The sequence below is a fragment of the Chryseobacterium sp. T20 genome, from assembly GCF_047345655.1.
Classification (GTDB): domain Bacteria; phylum Bacteroidota; class Bacteroidia; order Flavobacteriales; family Weeksellaceae; genus Chryseobacterium.
The window spans coordinates 242004-261374 of sequence record NZ_JBLFDU010000004.1; the positions used below are offsets into that span (position 1 = coordinate 242004).

General features: G+C 35.7%; 20 protein-coding genes. 4 read left to right on the plus strand and 16 right to left on the minus strand.

Annotation, left to right across the window (positions count from 1 at the left end):
- Window positions 1-24: 24 nt before the first annotated feature.
- Window positions 25-768, plus strand: a complete 744-nt coding sequence (locus ACMA47_RS12200; protein WP_413929991.1) for a hypothetical protein — start codon at window positions 25-27, stop codon at window positions 766-768.
- Window positions 769-846: 78 nt separating this feature from the next.
- On the opposite strand, the gene ACMA47_RS12205 is transcribed toward ACMA47_RS12200, so the two are convergent.
- Window positions 847-1887: an NAD(P)H-dependent glycerol-3-phosphate dehydrogenase gene (locus ACMA47_RS12205; protein WP_079240525.1), complete on the minus strand. Its 1041-nt coding sequence runs from the start codon at window positions 1885-1887 to the stop codon at window positions 847-849.
- Window positions 1888-2111: 224 nt separating this feature from the next.
- Here ACMA47_RS12205 and ACMA47_RS12210 point away from each other — a divergent pair, with 224 nt between their 5' ends.
- Window positions 2112-3143 (plus strand): M23 family metallopeptidase, encoded by a 1032-nt coding sequence (locus tag ACMA47_RS12210; RefSeq protein ID WP_413929992.1) that lies wholly within the window; start codon window positions 2112-2114, stop codon window positions 3141-3143.
- Between the two features lie 306 nt (window positions 3144-3449).
- On the opposite strand, the gene ACMA47_RS12215 is transcribed toward ACMA47_RS12210, so the two are convergent.
- The 5 genes from ACMA47_RS12215 to ACMA47_RS12235 form a co-directional block, all read right to left on the minus strand.
- Window positions 3450-4622 (minus strand): MoaF-related domain-containing protein, encoded by a 1173-nt coding sequence (locus tag ACMA47_RS12215; protein ID WP_413929993.1) that lies wholly within the window; start codon window positions 4620-4622, stop codon window positions 3450-3452.
- 17 nt (window positions 4623-4639) lie between these two features.
- Window positions 4640-5293 (minus strand): NAD(P)-dependent oxidoreductase, encoded by a 654-nt coding sequence (locus ACMA47_RS12220; RefSeq protein ID WP_413929994.1) that lies wholly within the window; start codon window positions 5291-5293, stop codon window positions 4640-4642.
- Between the two features lie 57 nt (window positions 5294-5350).
- Window positions 5351-5761 carry an Rrf2 family transcriptional regulator gene (locus tag ACMA47_RS12225; protein ID WP_413929995.1) on the minus strand — a complete coding sequence of 137 codons (411 nt, stop codon included), beginning with the start codon at window positions 5759-5761 and terminating at the stop codon, window positions 5351-5353.
- Window positions 5762-5826: 65 nt separating this feature from the next.
- Window positions 5827-6777, minus strand: coding sequence for a hypothetical protein (locus ACMA47_RS12230; RefSeq protein ID WP_413929996.1), 951 nt, complete (start codon window positions 6775-6777; stop codon window positions 5827-5829).
- Window positions 6778-6920: 143 nt separating this feature from the next.
- The gene (locus ACMA47_RS12235) at window positions 6921-7355 is read right to left on the minus strand and encodes an FKBP-type peptidyl-prolyl cis-trans isomerase (RefSeq protein WP_229047129.1); all 435 of its coding nucleotides are present in this window, start codon (window positions 7353-7355) and stop codon (window positions 6921-6923) included.
- A gap of 297 nt (window positions 7356-7652) precedes the next feature.
- Here ACMA47_RS12235 and ACMA47_RS12240 point away from each other — a divergent pair, with 297 nt between their 5' ends.
- Window positions 7653-8660, plus strand: a complete 1008-nt coding sequence (locus ACMA47_RS12240) for a catalase (RefSeq protein ID WP_413929997.1) — start codon at window positions 7653-7655, stop codon at window positions 8658-8660.
- A gap of 111 nt (window positions 8661-8771) precedes the next feature.
- Here ACMA47_RS12240 and ACMA47_RS12245 read toward each other — a convergent pair whose 3' ends face one another.
- From ACMA47_RS12245 to ACMA47_RS12285, 9 genes are all read right to left on the minus strand, one after another.
- Window positions 8772-9185, minus strand: a complete 414-nt coding sequence (locus ACMA47_RS12245; protein ID WP_413929998.1) for a DUF1348 family protein — start codon at window positions 9183-9185, stop codon at window positions 8772-8774.
- A gap of 3 nt (window positions 9186-9188) precedes the next feature.
- Window positions 9189-9716 carry a TetR/AcrR family transcriptional regulator gene (locus ACMA47_RS12250; RefSeq protein ID WP_413929999.1) on the minus strand — a complete coding sequence of 176 codons (528 nt, stop codon included), beginning with the start codon at window positions 9714-9716 and terminating at the stop codon, window positions 9189-9191.
- 655 nt (window positions 9717-10371) lie between these two features.
- Entirely contained in the window at window positions 10372-11415 is a 1044-nt protein-coding gene (locus ACMA47_RS12255; RefSeq protein WP_034693591.1) for a TerC/Alx family metal homeostasis membrane protein, read from the minus strand.
- A gap of 85 nt (window positions 11416-11500) precedes the next feature.
- Window positions 11501-12109, minus strand: coding sequence for a TerD family protein (locus tag ACMA47_RS12260; protein ID WP_047428248.1), 609 nt, complete (start codon window positions 12107-12109; stop codon window positions 11501-11503).
- 69 nt (window positions 12110-12178) lie between these two features.
- Window positions 12179-13126: a hypothetical protein gene (locus ACMA47_RS12265; protein WP_413930000.1), complete on the minus strand. Its 948-nt coding sequence runs from the start codon at window positions 13124-13126 to the stop codon at window positions 12179-12181.
- A 16-nt stretch (window positions 13127-13142) separates the two neighbouring features.
- Window positions 13143-14318, minus strand: a complete 1176-nt coding sequence (locus ACMA47_RS12270) for a toxic anion resistance protein (protein ID WP_253316924.1) — start codon at window positions 14316-14318, stop codon at window positions 13143-13145.
- 2 nt (window positions 14319-14320) lie between these two features.
- A complete protein-coding gene (locus tag ACMA47_RS12275) occupies window positions 14321-14878 on the minus strand; it encodes a TerD family protein (protein ID WP_413930001.1) in 558 nt (185 codons plus the stop codon).
- On the minus strand, window positions 14868-15692 hold the full coding sequence (locus ACMA47_RS12280) for a phosphoribosyltransferase family protein (RefSeq protein ID WP_413930002.1): 825 nt from the start codon (window positions 15690-15692) through the stop codon (window positions 14868-14870). The genes ACMA47_RS12275 and ACMA47_RS12280 overlap by 11 nt, the downstream gene beginning before the upstream one ends.
- 8 nt (window positions 15693-15700) lie before the next feature.
- Window positions 15701-16369 carry an HAD family hydrolase gene (locus ACMA47_RS12285; protein ID WP_413930003.1) on the minus strand — a complete coding sequence of 223 codons (669 nt, stop codon included), beginning with the start codon at window positions 16367-16369 and terminating at the stop codon, window positions 15701-15703.
- A 392-nt stretch (window positions 16370-16761) separates the two neighbouring features.
- Between ACMA47_RS12285 and ACMA47_RS12290 the strand changes: the two genes are divergently transcribed.
- A complete protein-coding gene (locus ACMA47_RS12290) occupies window positions 16762-17694 on the plus strand; it encodes a LamG-like jellyroll fold domain-containing protein (RefSeq protein WP_413930004.1) in 933 nt (310 codons plus the stop codon).
- A gap of 67 nt (window positions 17695-17761) precedes the next feature.
- Here the strand turns inward: ACMA47_RS12290 and ACMA47_RS12295 are convergent, their stop codons facing one another.
- Entirely contained in the window at window positions 17762-19300 is a 1539-nt protein-coding gene (locus tag ACMA47_RS12295; protein WP_413930005.1) for a SulP family inorganic anion transporter, read from the minus strand.
- Window positions 19301-19371 lie beyond the last annotated feature (71 nt).

Consider the following 19371-nt stretch of genomic DNA (forward strand, 5'->3'; position numbering starts at 1 on the left):
AAAACATCTATTTACATAATCTGTATGATACTGTTAAGCATTTTCTCAAATGCACAAGTTGGTATTAATACAAACGCGCCCAATTCGAGCAGTGTTCTGGACATTAGTTCTTCCAATAAAGGGGTTCTTTTTCCTCAATATGATCTGCTAGTTCTGAACAGTACCTCCACTCCCATTGCGAATCCTGCAGACGGGCTTGTTATCTACAATAGCGGAGGAGTATCTACTTTTCCGAAAGGATATTATGTTTGGGTAAGAAATCAATGGCAGCGTATTGTCGTTTCCGGTGCTGAACCTCAGATCATGTCTTTGCTTATCAGTTCCGGAGTACTTATTCCTACCGGAAGTACGAATAATACATTAGGAAGTTTTACGGTAACTTCAAATAAAATTACAGGAGCTTCACTAGGAGCGGATAATTCAACGATTACCCTGCCGGCCGGAACTTATATTGTACGGTATTCTGTGGATTCCAGCAATGCGAATAATAATAACGGGACAGCTAACACACAATATCTTTCCCAGAATTTCACCTGTACCCGTTCTTATCTGATTAACTCTGCTACCAGTGCAACGATTACAGAAACCAACAGAATGTGCCAGCTATCAAGCTCTTTTACATTTTTCCAGGGAAGTTACTTTTTAACATTGGCAGCTCCAACAACGATCCGTCAAAAGTTTGAATTTGATACAGGAAACGGTTTTACCGCCAGTAATCTTAATGTAAGATCATCATTATCACTTGTCATTACCAAGATGAGTCTATAAAAAAAACTTAAGCATGAAAAATGCTTAAGTTTCATTATTTATGTTTAACAGGACTTTAATTTTTAAAGTCCTGTTTTTTTAATTCAATTTTGCAGTCAGTTTTTTAAACTGCTTTTCAGCATTTTTCCCTTCATACAAAATAGCATATACGGTATCGATAATCGGGAGTTTAAGGTTTTTCTGTTTCGCTGTCTTATAAATAGAATCTGCAGCGTAATATCCTTCTGCGACCATGTTCATAGACTGAATAGCCGATTTCACTGTATATCCTTTCCCAATAAGGTTTCCAAGGTTTCTGTTTCTTGAGAAAAGGGAATATGCCGTTACCAAAAGGTCACCCAGATAGGCACTTTCATTCACATCTCTTGGTGCTTCATAGATCGCTTCCAGGAATGTTTCCATTTCACGGATCGCATTGGAAACAAATACTGCAGTAAAGTTATCACCATAGCCCAATCCACTTGCTATTCCTGCTCCGATGGCAAAAATGTTCTTAAGAATAGCACTGTATTCATTTCCTAAAATATCTTTGCTTGTATGAACTTTGATGAAATCTGAACTGAAGATTCCTTCAAGTTTTTCAGCAGTCTCATCTTCTACAGTCGCAATAGTAAGATAAGAAAGTCTTTCCATAGCTACCTCTTCGGCATGACAAGGTCCTGCAATAACGGCCTGGTTTCTGAAACCAATTTTAAATTCATCACGCAGATAATGCGCTACTACATCATTTACTTTAGGAATAATTCCTTTAATTGCTGAAATAAAGATTTTATCTGAATATTCACAGGTCATTTTATCCAACGTATCAGACAGGTAGATGGACGGTGTCGCCAGAACAATAACATCACAGGCAGTAACCAGTTCGTTAATATCTGTTGTCAGTTTTAAACTTTTAAGATTAAAATGAGCGGCCGTAAGATAAGTTGGGTTATGTCCACGAAGCTCGATAGCTCCTTTTACAAATTCACTTCTTACACACCAGTGTACTACTTTGCAGTTTTCAACAAGCATTTTTACGATAGCGGTTGCAAAACTTCCGCTTCCTACAACTCCTACAGAAATATCCTTTTTATTCTTTTTTGGATTCGAAGATTCTGAAATAATTTTCTTTTTAGCCATAATTGGAATGTGAACTGCAAAGATATTAAAACAAAGACGTAACGCAGGCTTTGAAACTATGATAAAAGCCATTTTCTGAAAAAATTAACACTACGACACAATTAAATAGCTAATTAGCCGTTAAATACAGAAAAAACTGAATTTTAATTAAAAATAACTCACAAAGCTTATTTTTAATTAAATTTGCAGCTTCAAAACCGTTTTAACTTACTAAGAGAAGAAATATGAAAAAATTTCTAAACAGCAAGAAGAACGTAAACATTCTCCTGGGAGGACTTTTACTAGTAGTTTTTGCACAAGGTGTATTCATTGCGAAGCTCTTTTCTGAAAGAGATGACAAAACCTACGAAGTAAACCTTGTAAAAATAAACACTGAAAAAGACAGTGTAGATTATTTAAAAATGAAAACTGATCTTACTCTTGTCGATCAGACCGTTGCTCAACTCAACTCCTTCCTGAAGTCCAAAGACATCACTAATGAAAAACTAATGATGCTCAACCAGGACAGTATCTCCAATTCTATTTATCTTTCCAAACAGGCCAACCGATACAGCCAGTATTTAATGGATCTTCAGAAAAAACTGATGCAGGTTCCATTAGGAATGCCTACTGATGGTTATATTTCCTCTAATTTCGGGATAAGAAAAAATCCTATTCCATTCAAAACTGTTTTTGCTTCGGTAAGATCAAGTGCAGCTACAGAGGCAAAACCAACAGTAGTGGCAGCTGCCAAGCCTGAAGTAAAAGCTGAACCTGTGGAAAAAGTCATTGAACTTACGGACAGCTATGGAAATAAAAGAGAAGTAAAAGTTATGGTTACCCCAAAAGCGGCTCCTGTAGCTGCAACTTCTGCTCCTGCAACGACAACAAAAGCTGCTTCCGGAGCTCCATCAACTAAAACTGCTGTGGCTGAAAAAAACAATCCACCTGCTGAAGCTGATCAGATGCAGTTCCATAAAGGGCTGGACATTGCTGTTGCCTATGGCTCTGATGTAAGAGCTGCTGCTGCCGGAACAATCATTTTTTCCGGACAAAAAGGAGGCTATGGAAACTGTGTGATTGTTTCGCATGGAAACGGACTGGCTACGCTATATGGACATTTATCCCAGCTTGTTGCTAAAGTAAATGATAAAGTAAAAGTAGGTCAGGTCATTGCAAAATCCGGAAATTCCGGGCGTTCTACAGGACCTCATCTTCATTATGAAGTACACAAAAACAATACTCCGATTAACCCGAAATTGTTTATGAATTTATAAAAAGAAAACTGTCTCATGAGAGGCAGTTTTTTGGTTTTAAAAAATAGAGTGTTCATTTAAAGGCCTTTTTTAAACACGAAGAACACGAATAGTTTCACTAATATCACGAATATAATTTTCATGATCATAGATCTGCATAATCTGAAAATCTGTGAGAGGCTATTTTAACACAAAGTTTTTAATTTGCTTTCTTTTGAGGCTAAGGAGGCATAGTTGGAATAAGCAAGCTGATTTGATGAGCTTTGGTGATATTTTATTATTAACTATTATGATACAAAAAAAACAGCTGCCAATGCAGCTGTCTTTTTATTTCAAAATTGTAAGCGTTCCTTTCGGGTGGGTAAATGTACCGTCCGGACCAGCAATATTCGAATAGATGATATTTTTATTATAATCCTGAATATGGGTTACATTGAAACCAAGGTGCGGCTCATGCCAGTAGACCATAAAAACATTCTTTGCTACCTCTACAGCAGTATATTCTACGGTATCTGTACTGTTTTTTGAACTTCCGGCTGTTCCTGTGAATGTCATGGTTTTATTATCTTTAAAGTCGAGAACGAATTTTACTTCTCCAAAGTCCACTTCCACTTTATGTCCGATTGCCGGATATGGAGATTTCAGATCCCAGTCCATTTCTTTAAGATAAACCTTTACTCCCATTTCCAGTTCTTCTTTTCCTGGTAAATTAGGGTATTTTTTTACCATGAAATCTACAATTGCAGATGTAGTTTTGTTTTCAGTAACTGCCTGTTTATAATTTTCCAGATAGTTTTTCACAAAATCAAGAGATTGTGGTGATGTGGAAAGTTCTCCAAAATGAGAAGGAATAACTTTCTCCGGTTTCAAACCTTTCATAGCATCAATCTGTGCTATCCATTGATCGATTGCTTTTACATTCTGAGTATCTGCCATCCAGAGATGTGAGCCAACAGAAACTGAAATCCCGCCTGCAACGGTTTTGATGGAAGGAATCCAAAGAAAGCTATGGGCAGGATCTTCAGGATTTTGTCTGATTTCAATTTTGTTTCCTTCAAGATCAGGAATTGAAGTAACTGCTTCAGGAACTATAATTTCCGATGGAGCATCTGCCTTCAACTGTGGTTTCCACACTCCCATTTTATCATCTTTTGAAGCTGATATCAGGTAAGCAGTCTGTGCCGTTGAGATAATTTTAGCATTAGGAAAAGCTTTTTTGATCACATCCAATCCAAAATAGAAATCCGGATCACTGTGAGAAATAAAAACGGTTTTCAGGTTCTTTCCTGTTGCTTTTATTTCTTTTACCAGCTGTTCTGCATATTGCTTCTGAAACTGAGCATCTACAAGTATAGCCTCTTTATCTCCATAAATAATGGTAGATGTAATGGGAAAAATAGCTTTGGTTCCAGGATTATAAACTTTCACTTTGAGATTCCCTGCAAATATGCAGATGAATCCCAACAGTGCTAATAACGACCATAATTTTTTTTGTATCATTTCTGTTCTTTTATCGATTAGTAAGCTGCTGTAAAACGTTCACGGATGTGATTGTTCTGTTCTAATTCGTCTACTAAAACTACAGCTACATCTTCTACAGAGAGACGGCTTCTTCCGTTTTCATCAAATACCGGAGTTTCCAATGAAGTTCTGTATTTTCCTGTTCTTTCTCCTACATTGGCCTGGTTCATTTCTACTGCAGGGCTGAAGAATGTCCAATCCAACGTATTATTTTCTTTGATTTTGTTTAAATAATCTCTTGCTGCTGTTGCTCCAGGTTTGTAAGCTTCAGGGAAATCCGGGCTATCTACGATTTGAGTGTTATCAGGAGTGTAAAGGCTTCCTGCTCCACCTACTACGATTAATCTTTTTACCCCTGACTGCTCTACGGCTTTTTCAATGTTTTCAGAACCATTTAAAAAATCGTTGTAAAGATTAGGATTCGTCCATCCTGCATTGAATGTACTGATTACAGCATCACTTCCTTTCAATGCTTCAGCCAGCTCATTTACATTGTTTACATCAACACTTTTTGCTGTCACATTCTCCTGTGTTTTTACTTTTGATGCATCTCTTACCAATGCTTCTACCGCGTATCCTCTATCTTTTAATTCTGATACTACATGTGCTCCTACAAATCCTGTTGCACCGATTACTGCTACTTTTTTCATAATATTTTATTTTAATTAAATTGTAATAAATTTTGTTACATTTAAGATCAAATTTTTTTATTCGAACTGGTCAGTGAATTCCTGTAATGACTTGTCTCCTAAAAATTTTACTACCAATTGATCTGTTTCTTCAAATAATGTATTTAAATGATTGTTAATCTCCCTTCCAACACTGCATGCGGGATTGGGATTCTGATTTTTTTTGCCTAATACTTCTGTATTTTTAACTGCTTTATAGATCTCGGAAATAGTGATCATTTCAGCACTCTTTGCAAGCTGACTTCCTCCTTCTTTTCCCTGTCTGCTGATAATCAGACCTGCTTCTCTCAATACGCTGATCTCCTTTCGGATAATCACCGGATTCACATTGATACTACCGGCCATCCAGTCAGAAGTGAGCCACTCCTGAGGGCTTTTTGTCAATAGTGTCATTATATGTACTGCCGTAGCAAATCTTGTATTGTTCATTGTAATTACGTTGCAAAGATATACATTTTTTAAATGTAACAAAATTTATTACAGTTAAATTTTTCTTAAAGAATTAATTTATCCAGATCAAGCAACAGATAATTGATGTTTTGATTGATGGTACGGGTGGCCGACTGCATCTGATTCAGCATGGCTGCACGGTTGTGGAGATCATCTGCTCTGTAAAGCCCTCCATCACTGAAAATCACAGACTTATCTGCTACTTCTTTATTATCATCAAACTGATAGTGAAGCCATCTCAGTTTCATGTTTCCGATAATGGAATGTTCTTCTCTGTTGGAAAACTTTTTCTCTGTGTACATATACCAGATAAAAGGAGGAAAATTGGGTGATTCCAGTTTTTCTCTCCAGATATCTCTCAAAAGGTTTCTCTGGTGAATAAACTCTACCTTTTTTCCTTTTGGATTAAGGGTTGCCAGTCCGAAACCTGCTCCCAGAACCCCTCCTCCTATATCAATGGCATTACTCCAGCCTTCATCATGTACAATTCCTCCTGCGATGGAGGCTGCAGCTCCTGCAATGATTGAATATAAGATAAGCTTGTTGTTTCTTGACGAGTTGAGATTGTCTACATAATTTCCAATCTGTGCTACTCTTTCCCCTTCACAGTCAAATTCTGCAGCTACAGCATCCAATTCTGTAAGGGCAATCGTTATTTTACTGTTTATTTTTGTCTTCAGCTGTAAAACTTTAACCTGAGAAGCAAGGGATGAATCTTTTTTAAGATCAATAATTTCATGAACCTCATCTAAATTATCCAGTGCGTTTAAGATGAGAATACTCTGATCAGAAAAGATCTCTTTTAATTCTTTATTGGCTGCTAAGATAGAGTCAGAATTATAGGACGGAAGTTTATTGCTGTAGTTATATTTGAACGGCGCTTTACAATAGCTGTCTTTCAGCGTGAGAATATTCTGCTGAATAGCCTGATTCTTCCTGGAAACACAGGAAGTAAGAAGCCCGAAAACAATCAAAAGGTAAAAAAGTTTTTTCATACAGTCATATTTTGTGTTGCCCGGACGTATTGTAAAATCATCCCCTTTTTCTTCTTCATACTACAATTCATCAATACGAATATAGTACAAATAAAAAAATTTACCTGAAATCAGGTAAATTTTTAATCTATTTTTAAGAAGGATTATTTAATATCCAGTAATTCAACCTCGAAAACAAGGGTACTGTTTGGTCCGATTTCTTTGCTGATCTCCTGATCTCCATATGCTAAGTGTGGAGGAATGATCAGTCTCCATTTGCTACCAACAGACATCAACTGAAGAGCTTCCGTCCATCCGGAAATCACTCTGTTCAAAGGGAAAGATGCAGGTGTACCTCTTTTCACAGAGCTGTCAAATACTTTCCCGGAAATAGTAGTTCCGTGGTAGTGGCACTTTACAGTAGATTTAGGACCTGGTTTTGCACCGTCACCTTCTGTAATGATTTCATATTGCAAGCCGCTTGGTAACTGCACAACGCTTTCTCTTTTACCATACTCTTCCATATATTCTTTACCATCTTTCAGGTTCTTTTCTGCTAATTCTTTTTTACGTTTAAATAACATATCTGCTACTCCCATATTATAATTTTTTACAAAGATAAGGCTTTTTGGGTTTGGAAGATGGGAGCACGATGAGGGAAGTTTAAAAGCCTGAAGTATTTTTCTCTCAAACAACATGTCTTTAATTCATTCTCATTAAAAATAAATAAACACTATTAATCAACAAGTTAAACAGGTTATTTTTTAATATTCATTAATCATATTATCTTACATTTCCTTATTTTCAAACATCTTTTCCACAAAGTTCAAACAATTGTAATACTTGCTTAACACAGATTTCAAAACTTGGCGTTATAATTGAATTTTAAAAACTAAATGCCAAATCCATTAAAATATAATAAGAAGTTTGATGAACTGAATGAGGAGGAAAAAAAGCTTCTGGAACTCAATAAAAAAACAATAGCGGATTTTGTTGAACAATCCTCTTCCATCAGTGATGTCAATTATGCGACCAGGAATGCTCATGCTAAAACGTATGCAGTAGCAAAGGGTATATTCTGGATAGAACCCGATATTCCGGAATCACTGCAACCTTTTTTCGATAAGGAAAAGTTCGACCTTACCATACGTTTCTCTAATGCTCAGCTGAAAATCAAAAATTCAAAAAAAGATATTCCGGCTTATGGCTTTGCCGTGCAGATCAAGGATGAAAACGGAGTATTGCTTGCCAATTATCCGTTGGTTAATTTTCCTTTGTTTCCTATTCAATCTCTTTCTACGTTTTTGAAGTTGTTTACAGCAATTAACCAGCTTTATATGAAGCAATGGAGAAAAGTATTCCCTATGTGTATTCAGATGGTTAAAATGATTCCTTCTTTATTCACTGGCGATATGCTCCGCAATATTATAAAACTTATTGGTAAGAGAAATGATTTTATACTGTCGTTTGATTATTATTCTGTAGGAGCCTACCGTTTGGGAGACCAGATGATCAAAATAAAACTATGTCCTCAATCTGTGGATAAAAATTTTGGAAGAAAACAAAAGGTCAAAGATTCTTTAAAAAATTATCTGCAAACGAATGATTTTGCAGCAGATGTTTTAATACAGATTTGTAATGATTTGAAAGACCAACCCATCAACAGGTTGAATGTTGAATGGAAAAATGCTCCTTTTATTAAAATCGGCGAAGTCAGAATCAATAAAAATTCATTCCTGGATTCACATAATTGTACGACTGAACTTCTTTCATTCAATCCTTTTGAGAGTAAAATATTTTTTCAGCCTGTAGGAAAAATACAAAAGCTGCGCGATGAAGCTTATAAAATTTCCGTGCAGACGAGAAGGAAAATTAATAAGTTGCTGCATGGGAAAAACGGGTAGGATAATGATGAATTATGAGTTATGAATTATAATTTATTGACTTCATGTTTCAGTTTCTTTTAAAAAGCCTTTAAAAACAAAAAAGACTGTTCTCATAACAGTCTTTACATTTTATCTAAACTTTCGGTCTTCTTCCCTGATAGCCAGATCATTGATACTTGCATATCTTTTCGCCATCAGTCCGTTCTCATCAAACTCCCAGTTTTCGTTTCCGTATGCCCTGAACCAGTTTCCATCCTTCGTCTGATATTCATATTCAAAACGAACGGCAATACGATTATCTGTATGGGACCAATATTCCTTTTTAAGCTTATAATCAAGTTCTCTTTCCCATTTCTTCTGAAGAAATACTACAATCTCTTCTCTCCCATTCACAAAGGTATCTCTGTTTCTCCATTCGCTATCGATGGTATATGCTTTGGAAACCTTTTCAGGGTCCTGACTGTTCCAGGCATCTTCTGCCAGTTGAATTTTTTCCAGTGCCGTTTCAAGAGTAAAAGGCGGAAGCGGATGTTTCTGTTCCATAATTTATTGCATTAAATTGGTGACTATCTTTTTTGATTTTTCAATTAATTCATTGGATTTGAAAAGCTGGCTTTCTATGATGCTGCTTTCAAAAAGCATGTAAATATGATCGGAAAGTTCTTCATCATTCAGCAATTCTGAAAAGAAGTTTCTGAGATCGGCTTTATGAGACTGAATGACACTCAGAATTTTAGTATTATCCATTGGTATCTCAGATAAAATATTCAAAAAACTACATCCTCTGAAATTTTCCTTACCGTTCATATAAACCAAGAAATCGAAAGCGTTGATGATCTTAGATTTTGAATCTTTTTCTTTGGCTAAAAAGGTATTGAGTTCACCAAACCAATATTCATGTCTTACGTTCAGAAATTCTACACACAGATCTTCTTTGGATTTAAAATATTGATAGAAGCTGGCTCTGGCTACTTCTGCTTCAGAAATAATCTGGTTAATTCCGGTTGAGTTATAACCCTGTCTGGCAAACAATTGAAATGTAGTTTCTATGATTCTTTCTTTTGGAGACTTCATTGCTTTTCTTTTATAAAACAAAGGTATGAAAAAAAACAAAGAACAGACCAGTCTGTCTGTTTTATTTTTGAGAATATTTTTTTGAGAATTTTGGAAAGCGCAAAGGCGCTAAATTTTTAATTGGTAAAGCATAGTAAGGACGCAAGGATTTTATCTCCGATAAAATTGAATATCGCTAATAATATGGTTCTGAATTATGCAAATAATTAGTAGGTATCCTTGAGGAAAATATTTTGATAATCTGATTCTCTTTATCTCAAACCTTATAGGTTTTTGAAACCTATAAGGTTTACATCTTAAAATTCAACGTTGCTTAAAATCTCACATTGAGCGAAGTCGAAATGTTCTCACGCCTTAAAAAAGCACAATACTTACCCTCTTTGCGTCTTTGCGTTTTCAACCATTCTATACAGAGATTCCTACCGGAATGACAAACGGTATGGATAAACTAAGCGTGGTATTTGTCATTCTGAAAGAATCCAGCCTTACAATTTTCTAGATATCATACAATCATAATACATTTTATCAGAGATAAAATCCTTGCGTCTTAAAAACATATAATTTGAGAACAACTTGCGTTTTTCCAACAAAAAAACATAAACAAAAAAGCCTCCAGAAATAAATTCCAGAGGCTTTCAATTTATTTTAAAAGTGATTATTTTTCGTCCAATTCTTCCTTCTTCTCTTCTTCTTTTTCAGGGAAGATGACAGATAAAAGAACAGAGATTACCAATACTCCTCCTACGATTCCCAATGAAACCGGAGACGGAATATGGATCCATGGTGCAATAAGCATTTTAACTCCAATGAAGGATAGGATAATCGCCAATCCGTATGGAAGTTTGCTGAACATATGAATAAAGTTCGCTAACAGGAAGTATAATGATCTTAATCCTAAAATTGCAAAGATATTAGATGTATAAAGGATAAACGGATCATTTGAAATCGCAAAGATTGCCGGAATGGAATCTACCGCAAAAAGAACGTCCGTAAATTCAATAACCCCAACTACTACTAAAAGAGGAGTTGCCATTTTAATCCCGTTCTGGATCGTGAAGAATTTATCTCCATCATAATTGTCTGAAACTTTCCAGAAACTCTTGATTAATCTTGCTCCTGCCGTATTGCTGTAATCTTCATCATCGTCATCGTCACCATCACCCCATGATTTGATCCCCGCATACACAAGGAATAATCCGAATAAGGTCATTACAACGTTGATTTTTACTGCTTCTCCGAAGATATTCATTTCAGGAAGGTAAGTCAGATTAATTAATCCTACTCCTGCAAAGATGAAGATCGCTCTGAAGATCAGGGCTCCGATAATCCCCCAGAAAAGCACTTTGTGATGAAGGTATTTCGGAACTTTAAAAAATCCGAAAACAAGGATAAATACAAATAAGTTATCCACAGACAAAGCTTTTTCAATCCAATAGGCGGCTTGATACTGGGTAAATTTCTCTATTGCCAAAGCATGACTTTCAGGACTTCCATCGGTATTGAATACCCAATATACCACTCCTGAAAAAACCATAGAAAGCGAAATCCACACGATAGACCATATGGTAGCTTCTTTGGAAGAGACTTCATGACTTTTTTTATTAAATACCCCTAAGTCCAGGAGCAGCATGATAACAACTGTTACTGCAAATCCCCACACCAGACCAGGGTGTAGTTCTAAAATACTTTGATGTTCCACTTGAGTTATGTTATTATATGATAAAAGCAATAGATGCACAGAGTACAAATATTGCTATTTTATTTATCTTTTGATTGTCAATTAATTATAGGTAATTCATCTGTACCGTCTGGATTGTCTGCTCCAGCTTTTTATCTGCTGTAGGATCTCCGATAGCATTGAATTTCCATTCTCCGTTTCTCTTATAGAAAACCCCCATTACCATGGCAACGTGTCCACTGAAAGAAGCATCATTCGCAATATCATACTTTGCAAAAACTTCTCTCACATTGGTAGGTGATCCTTCATAAATACGGATAGAAGCAAAAGGAATAGTTCCAAAATCCTGACCTCTATAGCTGTTCAAAACCATTGCTACATGCTCCACATTCGGTTCAAGCTGACTGAAGTCTACTGTGATTACTTCGTTATCCAATCCGTCATCTCCGTTTACGTCACCGGTAAGGTCATCTCCGCTGTGTCTTACAGATCCGTTTCTTGATTTAAGGTTTCCGAAATAGATTACTTCTGTAACGTTTTTGTTTGAATCATATAAAATACAGCTTCCATCTAAGTCTACTGCTTCTTTTTTAGTTCCAAAAAATCCTTTCTTTTCAATTGCTCCCCAGTTGATTCCTACACAAGCCTGGGAAAGTTCAGCTCCATTTTCTTTTTTAAGGTTTATTCTCTGACCTTTTTGTAAGTTGATAGCCATCTTTTTATGTTTAGTTATTATTTAATCTTTTGCAAAAAAGGTAATCTTCTTTGCTTTTCAAATTTCGTTCTAGTTATTATTCAAATTCAAATTAAGCATTGCCCGCAGAATATTTGTTTCTTCATCGAAGTCAAATATTTTGCTCATAATGTCCATATTTTCCAGGTTTTTGATATAATCTTTCAAAACACCTTCTACTTCTGCCGGTAACGTACGTTTCCTTTCGTTCATACTGTGTTCCAGCTGTTCATTTTTACTTTTCAACTGATCAATAATGGAACTCTGATTCGATTGATTTTCAGAAGTATCCAGCTTATCTAATTCTTTGTCAAAAAGATACAATTTCTTTTCGTCTACACTGAAAATAAAATGATCATCAGACTGAAAGATCTTAAAAAGCTCATAATCATGGGTTCCGATAAGGTAACCGCAGACAAAGCGGACTTTAAATCCCTGTATATTAAGTCTTCCCAACAGCTTTCTTTCAATGGAATAGTCTTTATACTGATAGGCCGGGAAAGAATCAGATTTCAGCAGCGTTTCATCTGCATCCGTTCTGTAAAATTCCTGAGCATATTTTTTATGAAAGTACAGTATATTCTCCCAATTAGCTGTAAAACTATCTTCTGTAAGATCTTTGTACAGCGTTTTCAGATGTTGTGAAAATACACCGCTGTACATTTTCCTGTCAGTCTGAAAGTTGTCTGACTGTCTTTCTTCAAAACCTGAAATATATTTACCGTTGATGTTAATTTCATTGATGACTGCCAGCATATCATTTTCCTTCTGCTTTTTAATTTTAGTCAGAAGCTCTATGAGGCTATCCGTATACTGCAGGTGGAAAAGTTCCAGTTTATTGTAATCTAAAGCCGTATTTTCCTGGAACAGATTGTGAATAATATCCGTTTTGATGTAAATAGATATAATATCAATATGTTCAAAAAAATTAGCGAGAAGCTTAAGCTTTGTTAATCTTCTTTTGCTTTGCGACAATATGGTTGCTGCATCATCCCCCACCTTAGTATCCTATAAATTAACCTCTGACATTTGCTTTAAGTTCATGTTCCAATGTCTGAAGATCCTGATCCAGTTTTCTTCTGTTATCTGCTCCCTGTTTCTGGATTTGTTTCACTTCATTCAATGTATTGATCAACATTGACGTTGTTTCTCTTAATGTTTCCACAGATACGATAGTCTGCTCGTTTGCTCTGGCAACATTCACAGAATTCTGTCCAAGGCGTTCTGCATTCTTTCTTAATATCTCTTCTGTAGTGGAAGATACTTTCTGCTGGATTTCAATATTCTGCTGTTGTCTGTACATTGCTACAGCCAATGAAAGCTGGTTTTTCCATACAGGAAGTGTAGTGGTAAGAATCGTCTGTGCTTTTTCAGCAATAGAAACGTTGTTGTTCTGTACGAGTCTGATCTGCGGAAGCGACTGCATCATGATCACACGTACCACTTTCAGATCTGCCATTCTTCTGTCTAGCCTTGCAATGAAATCTCTCTTATCTGCAATCTGATAATCCTGAAAATTCTGAGGAGCAGTTTCCATTTGAGCAAGCTCTACTGCAGCTCTTTCCATTCTTATATTTCCTGCAATTACAAGATCTTCTATCTGTTTGATAGAATTCACATTGCTCTCAAAAATAGTCTGAAGTACAGCATTATCTTTTGTAGAAGTGATGATTCCTGCATTTACTTTATACGAGATCTGCTCAATGTTATTGATGATCTTGTCATATTTTGCAAATAAGTTTTCTACCTGAGTCATTACCTTCTTCATGAATGGCAATTTGCTCAGGAAGCTTTTTACTTTATTTCCATTAAGCTCTTCTACATCTACATAGTTAAGCTCTACCAAAAGATCATTGATAAGCCCTCCTACTTCTCCAGAGTTTGATCTTCTTACATTTCCTAAGAAGCTGTCACTCTGATTAGTTAAAGTTTTCTGAAGTTCTGCTCCGAAATTCACGATGGAACCTGGGTTCGCTTCATCAATAGAGTTCGCAAGAACTTCATATTTCTGACGTTCTTCTGACTGCAACTGAGTCAGGTTTACATTTCCTTCTCTATCCACAAGAACCGCCGGTGCTGCATTCTGAACAGGCTGAGCCGGAGTTGGAGGAACCATTGGAGTTGGTTCAAAGGTTTTAAGAGGTTCTATTGATCCTAGTGGATCTATGGGTTGATTTTCCTGATTGTCCATGATTACTTCTGATAAATTGATACAAATTTCTCAAGGCCGTCTCTCTGTCCAGCGCCTACAGCCTCAAATTTCCATTCTCCGTTTCTGTTGTAGATTCTTCCGAATTCTACAGCGGTTTCGATTGAGAAATCTTCGTCTAATTCATATTTTAAGATCTCTTCATTCGTATCTGTATTGAAAATTCTGATGAAAGAATTTCTTACCTGTCCAAAGTTTTGTTTTCTTGAATCAGCCTCGTGAATCGTTACCACTACTGTAATTTCTTTGATAGAATCATCAATTTTTGTAAGATCAATTTTGATCTGCTCATCATCTCCCGCACCTTCTCCCGTAAGATTATCTCCAGTGTGGATGACAGATTTGTCCGGAGACTCAAGGTTGTTATAAAAAATAAAGTGATTATCTGAAACTAATTTTTTGTCGTCCCCAAGCAAAAATAAAGAAGCATCAAGGTCGAAAGCCGTTCCTGTAGAAGTATTATTGATATCCCATCCTAAACCTACAGTAAATTTAGGTGCGTTAATGTTTTCTCTTTGTCCTTTTTGTAAGTTAATAGCCATAATATAATTCCGTTTGTGTTAAAGTATTGATGTTATTTTCGTATTCTTTTATTAAATGATAATTGTTACTGATTGCCAGCTCCAAAAGCAGGTCCATCTGTTCCTTTTTTACTTTAGACGTAAGATAATCAAAATTACTTGAATCCAGGCCTAAAATATATTTTACAATCCTTGTATTGAACTGAAAACTTTCTTTATTCATCACTTCTGCAACATGTTTTACATTTTTCACGGCATAGTAATTAAAAAAGTTTTCAATTTTCGGGTCGAGGTCAAAATTCATCAGTTCTGCATAATACAGGAACATAAAGTCAGCCTCCACGTTATATTCATTCAGGATTCTGTTGACTGTATATTCATGACTTCCCGTGATTTTTATATCGTCTATAAAAATACAAAGTTTTCCTCTCAAAAAATCCTTATCAATATAATAAGTATCATTGGCGATCAGATTTTTGCGGTCTTCAAAATTAAGATTCCCATAATCTGTGATGTAAGTATGGTTTCTGTTGATTTTAGATAAAATACTTGACTTCTTTCCTTTCTGAAACAGATAAAAATCCAGGTGTTTTTTAAAGTAGAAACATAAAAAGTTGGATGCCGTAGGAATCGCCATATAAGGGCTTGGAAGCACCACGATTTCTGTATCTGTATTTAAAAGCTCTTCATTTTCGGAAATAAATCCGTCGAATAATTCTCTTGCAAATTTTTCAGCATACGACTTATCGCCATATTTGAAATAGCTGTATTCCGCAGGTGAGAAAGTAAACTCATCTGCCGAATGAATGTGGTGTAAGCTGTATCTTGTATTCATGTTTATTTTTAGTGTTTAAGTAAATGGGCACTGAAACCGAAGTCTTTTGCTCCCTGATAATCTGCTACCGGATTGTCTCCAATATGCAAAATCTGGTGCATTGGCAAATCCTGATCTTTGATCTTATTCTTCACTTCCTGAAAAATAAGCGGATTAGGTTTGGAACAGTTGATTTCATCAGAATAAATATGGAAATCTATGTACTGATCCAGGTTTTCATGAATCAGGAATTTCCTCATTGTTTTCCCTTTGATAAATCCGGTGTTGCTCAGAATATTAATGGTCTTCCCCTGATTTTTGATATCCTCAAAAAAATCATGAATATTCTCAAAAATTACAACTGGTTTATATTCCAGAAACAATTCTTCACTTTTGTTGTAAAACTCATTGAGCTTTTCCTTATTCAAAAGCTTTACATCCACATCCAAAGCACCCAAAATCATCAGATAAATTTCAAAAGTATCGATATTCCCTCCTGTCACCTCATTGATGGTATTGCAAAGATCATCATAATATTTTACGGTTTTCGCAACCTCTTCCATAGGTTTATCTACGTTGAAAAATGAGGAGAACAGCTCAACTCTTTTTGCTTTAAATTCAGGATGAGATTTGATTAAAGTGAGCCACAGGTCAAAGGAAAAATGACAGTGGTTATGGATGTCGATATCTGTTTTCAATAGGTTTTAAGTTAAAAGTTTTTATTTAGCTTCTTGAAAAAGATTTAAAATTTTTTAATCATCAAAAAGTGTTTACAATACTATTCTTCCCAAAGATAAAATATTTATCATAAAAGCATTACGTTCGTTATCTGTTTTAAGATATTTTATGATTTATTACCTCGATTTGAACGTTTACAACATCTGAACTTTAATATTTCAATCCGTCGAAAAAAAAATTAATAAATACTTTAATTTAAATGAAATGAATTACACACAACATAACAATATTTAATAAAAATTAAATTAAAAATACAAAATATTAAATTCAATCATCATAAAACATAATATTTAACATATTTTAACTTTTAATTATAATTTATTTGTTAATTTTATCCAATAAAACACAACACATGAAAAAGACAATTCTATTACCTTCTTTACTGTTTTCAGTATTTACTCTTGCACAAACTCCCAATTACATTCCTACTTCAGGACTAGTGGCATGGTGGGAATTTAAAGGAAATGCAAATGACACAAGTGGAAACAACAACAATCTTACTGTTAATGGAGCCACTCTAACCGCCGACAGAAACGGAAATGCCAATGCAGCATATTCATTCAACGGAACCAGTAATTACCTGACCAAAAGCTCACTATCTTACAACTTTTCACAAAGCGGCTCATATTCAATTTCAATGTGGATAAAAAAAACAGATAACACTTCAGGAATTGCTATGATGAGTGGTTCCAGTACTAATAATAACTTTATCTGGCTACTGCAATATGATACTACAAAAGCTATATATGGAACTAATAAACAAGGCCAGGCATGGACATGGCTGAATGGTCCGGTCTATTCTACAGGATGGGAGCATTACGTAGTAGTTTACAATAATCAAAGCATGCAGCTTTATAAAAATGGTATTTCCGTTGGCACAACTTCCAATACCTACACCGGTACTTTAAGCGCTGCTTTACCTTTATTTATAGGTAAGGGGATTAGTTCATCAGGATATATTAATGGAAGCATAGATGATGTTGGAATCTGGAGCAGAGTTCTTACTCCCGCTGAAATCACCCAGCTATATACTGGTACTTTATCCACAAATGAAGTTCAAACTGTAACAACTGGTAATATTGCTCCCAATCCTGCAAGCGATTTTATCAAAATCAACTTACCACTAAAAAGTACAAAAACATATAAAATTACTGATATGAACGGAAGAATGGTTTTACAAGGAAATATTTCTGATGAAAAAACTATTACTATTTCCAGCCTTCTGAAAGGAGAATATCTTATAGAAATTGAAGGTGTTAAAAAACTTAAATTTATAAAAAAATAAGATTTTTAATTAAATACAATTAAGAGCTGTAGGAATCATCTTACAGTTCTTTTAATTATTAACCATTCTATTTTTCCGGCATCACCTTATACGTAGGGTCTTCCTGAATGTCAATTTCCACTACAGCTTCTGCATTTTTAAGTATTTTCCTGCAGTCCTCGCTGAGATGACGCAGGTGCAAGGTTTTATGATATAGCTTATAGCGTTTGGATAATTTGTCCAGAGCATCTATGGCACTCATATCTACAATACGGCTTTCTTTAAAATCAACAACCACCTGATCGGGATCATTCATAGGATCAAATTTATCTGTAAATGCTGTTACTGAACCAAAAAACAAAGGTCCATATATTTCGTAGCACTTCACCCCATTTTCATCCACATGTTTTCTTGCTCTGATTCTTTTAGCATTATCCCAGGCAAAAACCAATGCCGAAATGATCACTCCAATCAAAACCGCCAAAGCCAGATTATGTAAAACGACAGTGATCAGAGCTACAGTTACTCCAACAAAAATATCGGATTTCGGCATTTTATTCACAATCCTGATGGATACCCACTGGAAGGTACTGATCGCCACCATCATCATCACTCCTACCAGAGCCGCCATAGGAATTTTCTCTATGACAGGTGCTCCACACAGAATTATTATTAAAATTAACAATGATGCTATTATCCCAGATAATCTGGCTCTGGAACCAGCGTTGAGATTCACCAGTGTTTGTGCTACCATTGCACAACCTCCCATTCCGCCAAAGAAACCATTGGTAATATTAGCCAACCCCTGAGCTACGGATTCTTTATTGGCACTTCCTTTCGTATTCGTAATTTCATCCACCATAGATAATGTCAGAAGAGACTCAATAAGACCTACTCCAGCCATAATTAAGGCATACGGAAAAATAATCTGTAACGTTTCCAGAGAAAAAGGAATCTGTGGAATATGGAAACTAGGAAGATTTCCACTGATATGAGCAATATCTACCACTGTTTTTGTTGGAATATTAAATCCAAGAACTACTACAAAGACAATGATAATGGCCACAAGAGAGGCAGGAACAACTTTTGTGATTTTTGGAAAAAAATAAACTATGGCAATTGTAAGAGCCGTTAAGCCGGCCATGATGTACAAAGGCATTCCCTGCAGCCAATTTACCACACCACTACTATCTGTTATTTTGAACTGCTCTACCTGGGCCATGAAAATAATAATAGCCAATCCGTTCAGAAATCCGTACATAACGGGTTGCGGAATCAGTCTTACAAATTTCCCCAGTTTAAAAATACCTACCATCATCTGAAGAATTCCGGCAAGTGTTACAGTGGCAAAAAGATATTCTATCCCATGAGATTGTATAAGAGCGATCAACACAACGATGGTTGCTCCTGCTCCACCAGAAACCATTCCCGGACGGCCTCCCAAAACAGCTGTTACAAGTCCCATCATAAAAGCTGCATAAAGACCGGTAAGCGGAGAAAGACCGGCCAGAATAGCAAATGAAAGAGATTCGGGAATCATTGTCATCGCTACCGTAAAGCCAGCCAGCAGTTCATTTTTATAATTGATTTTTTTCGAAAAGTCGAATAAGCTTATAGTATTTTTCATTCATTGACAAAGGTATGGACTGTCACGATGGTATACAATTTTTTCTTTTTATGATTTTCCCATGAACAAGT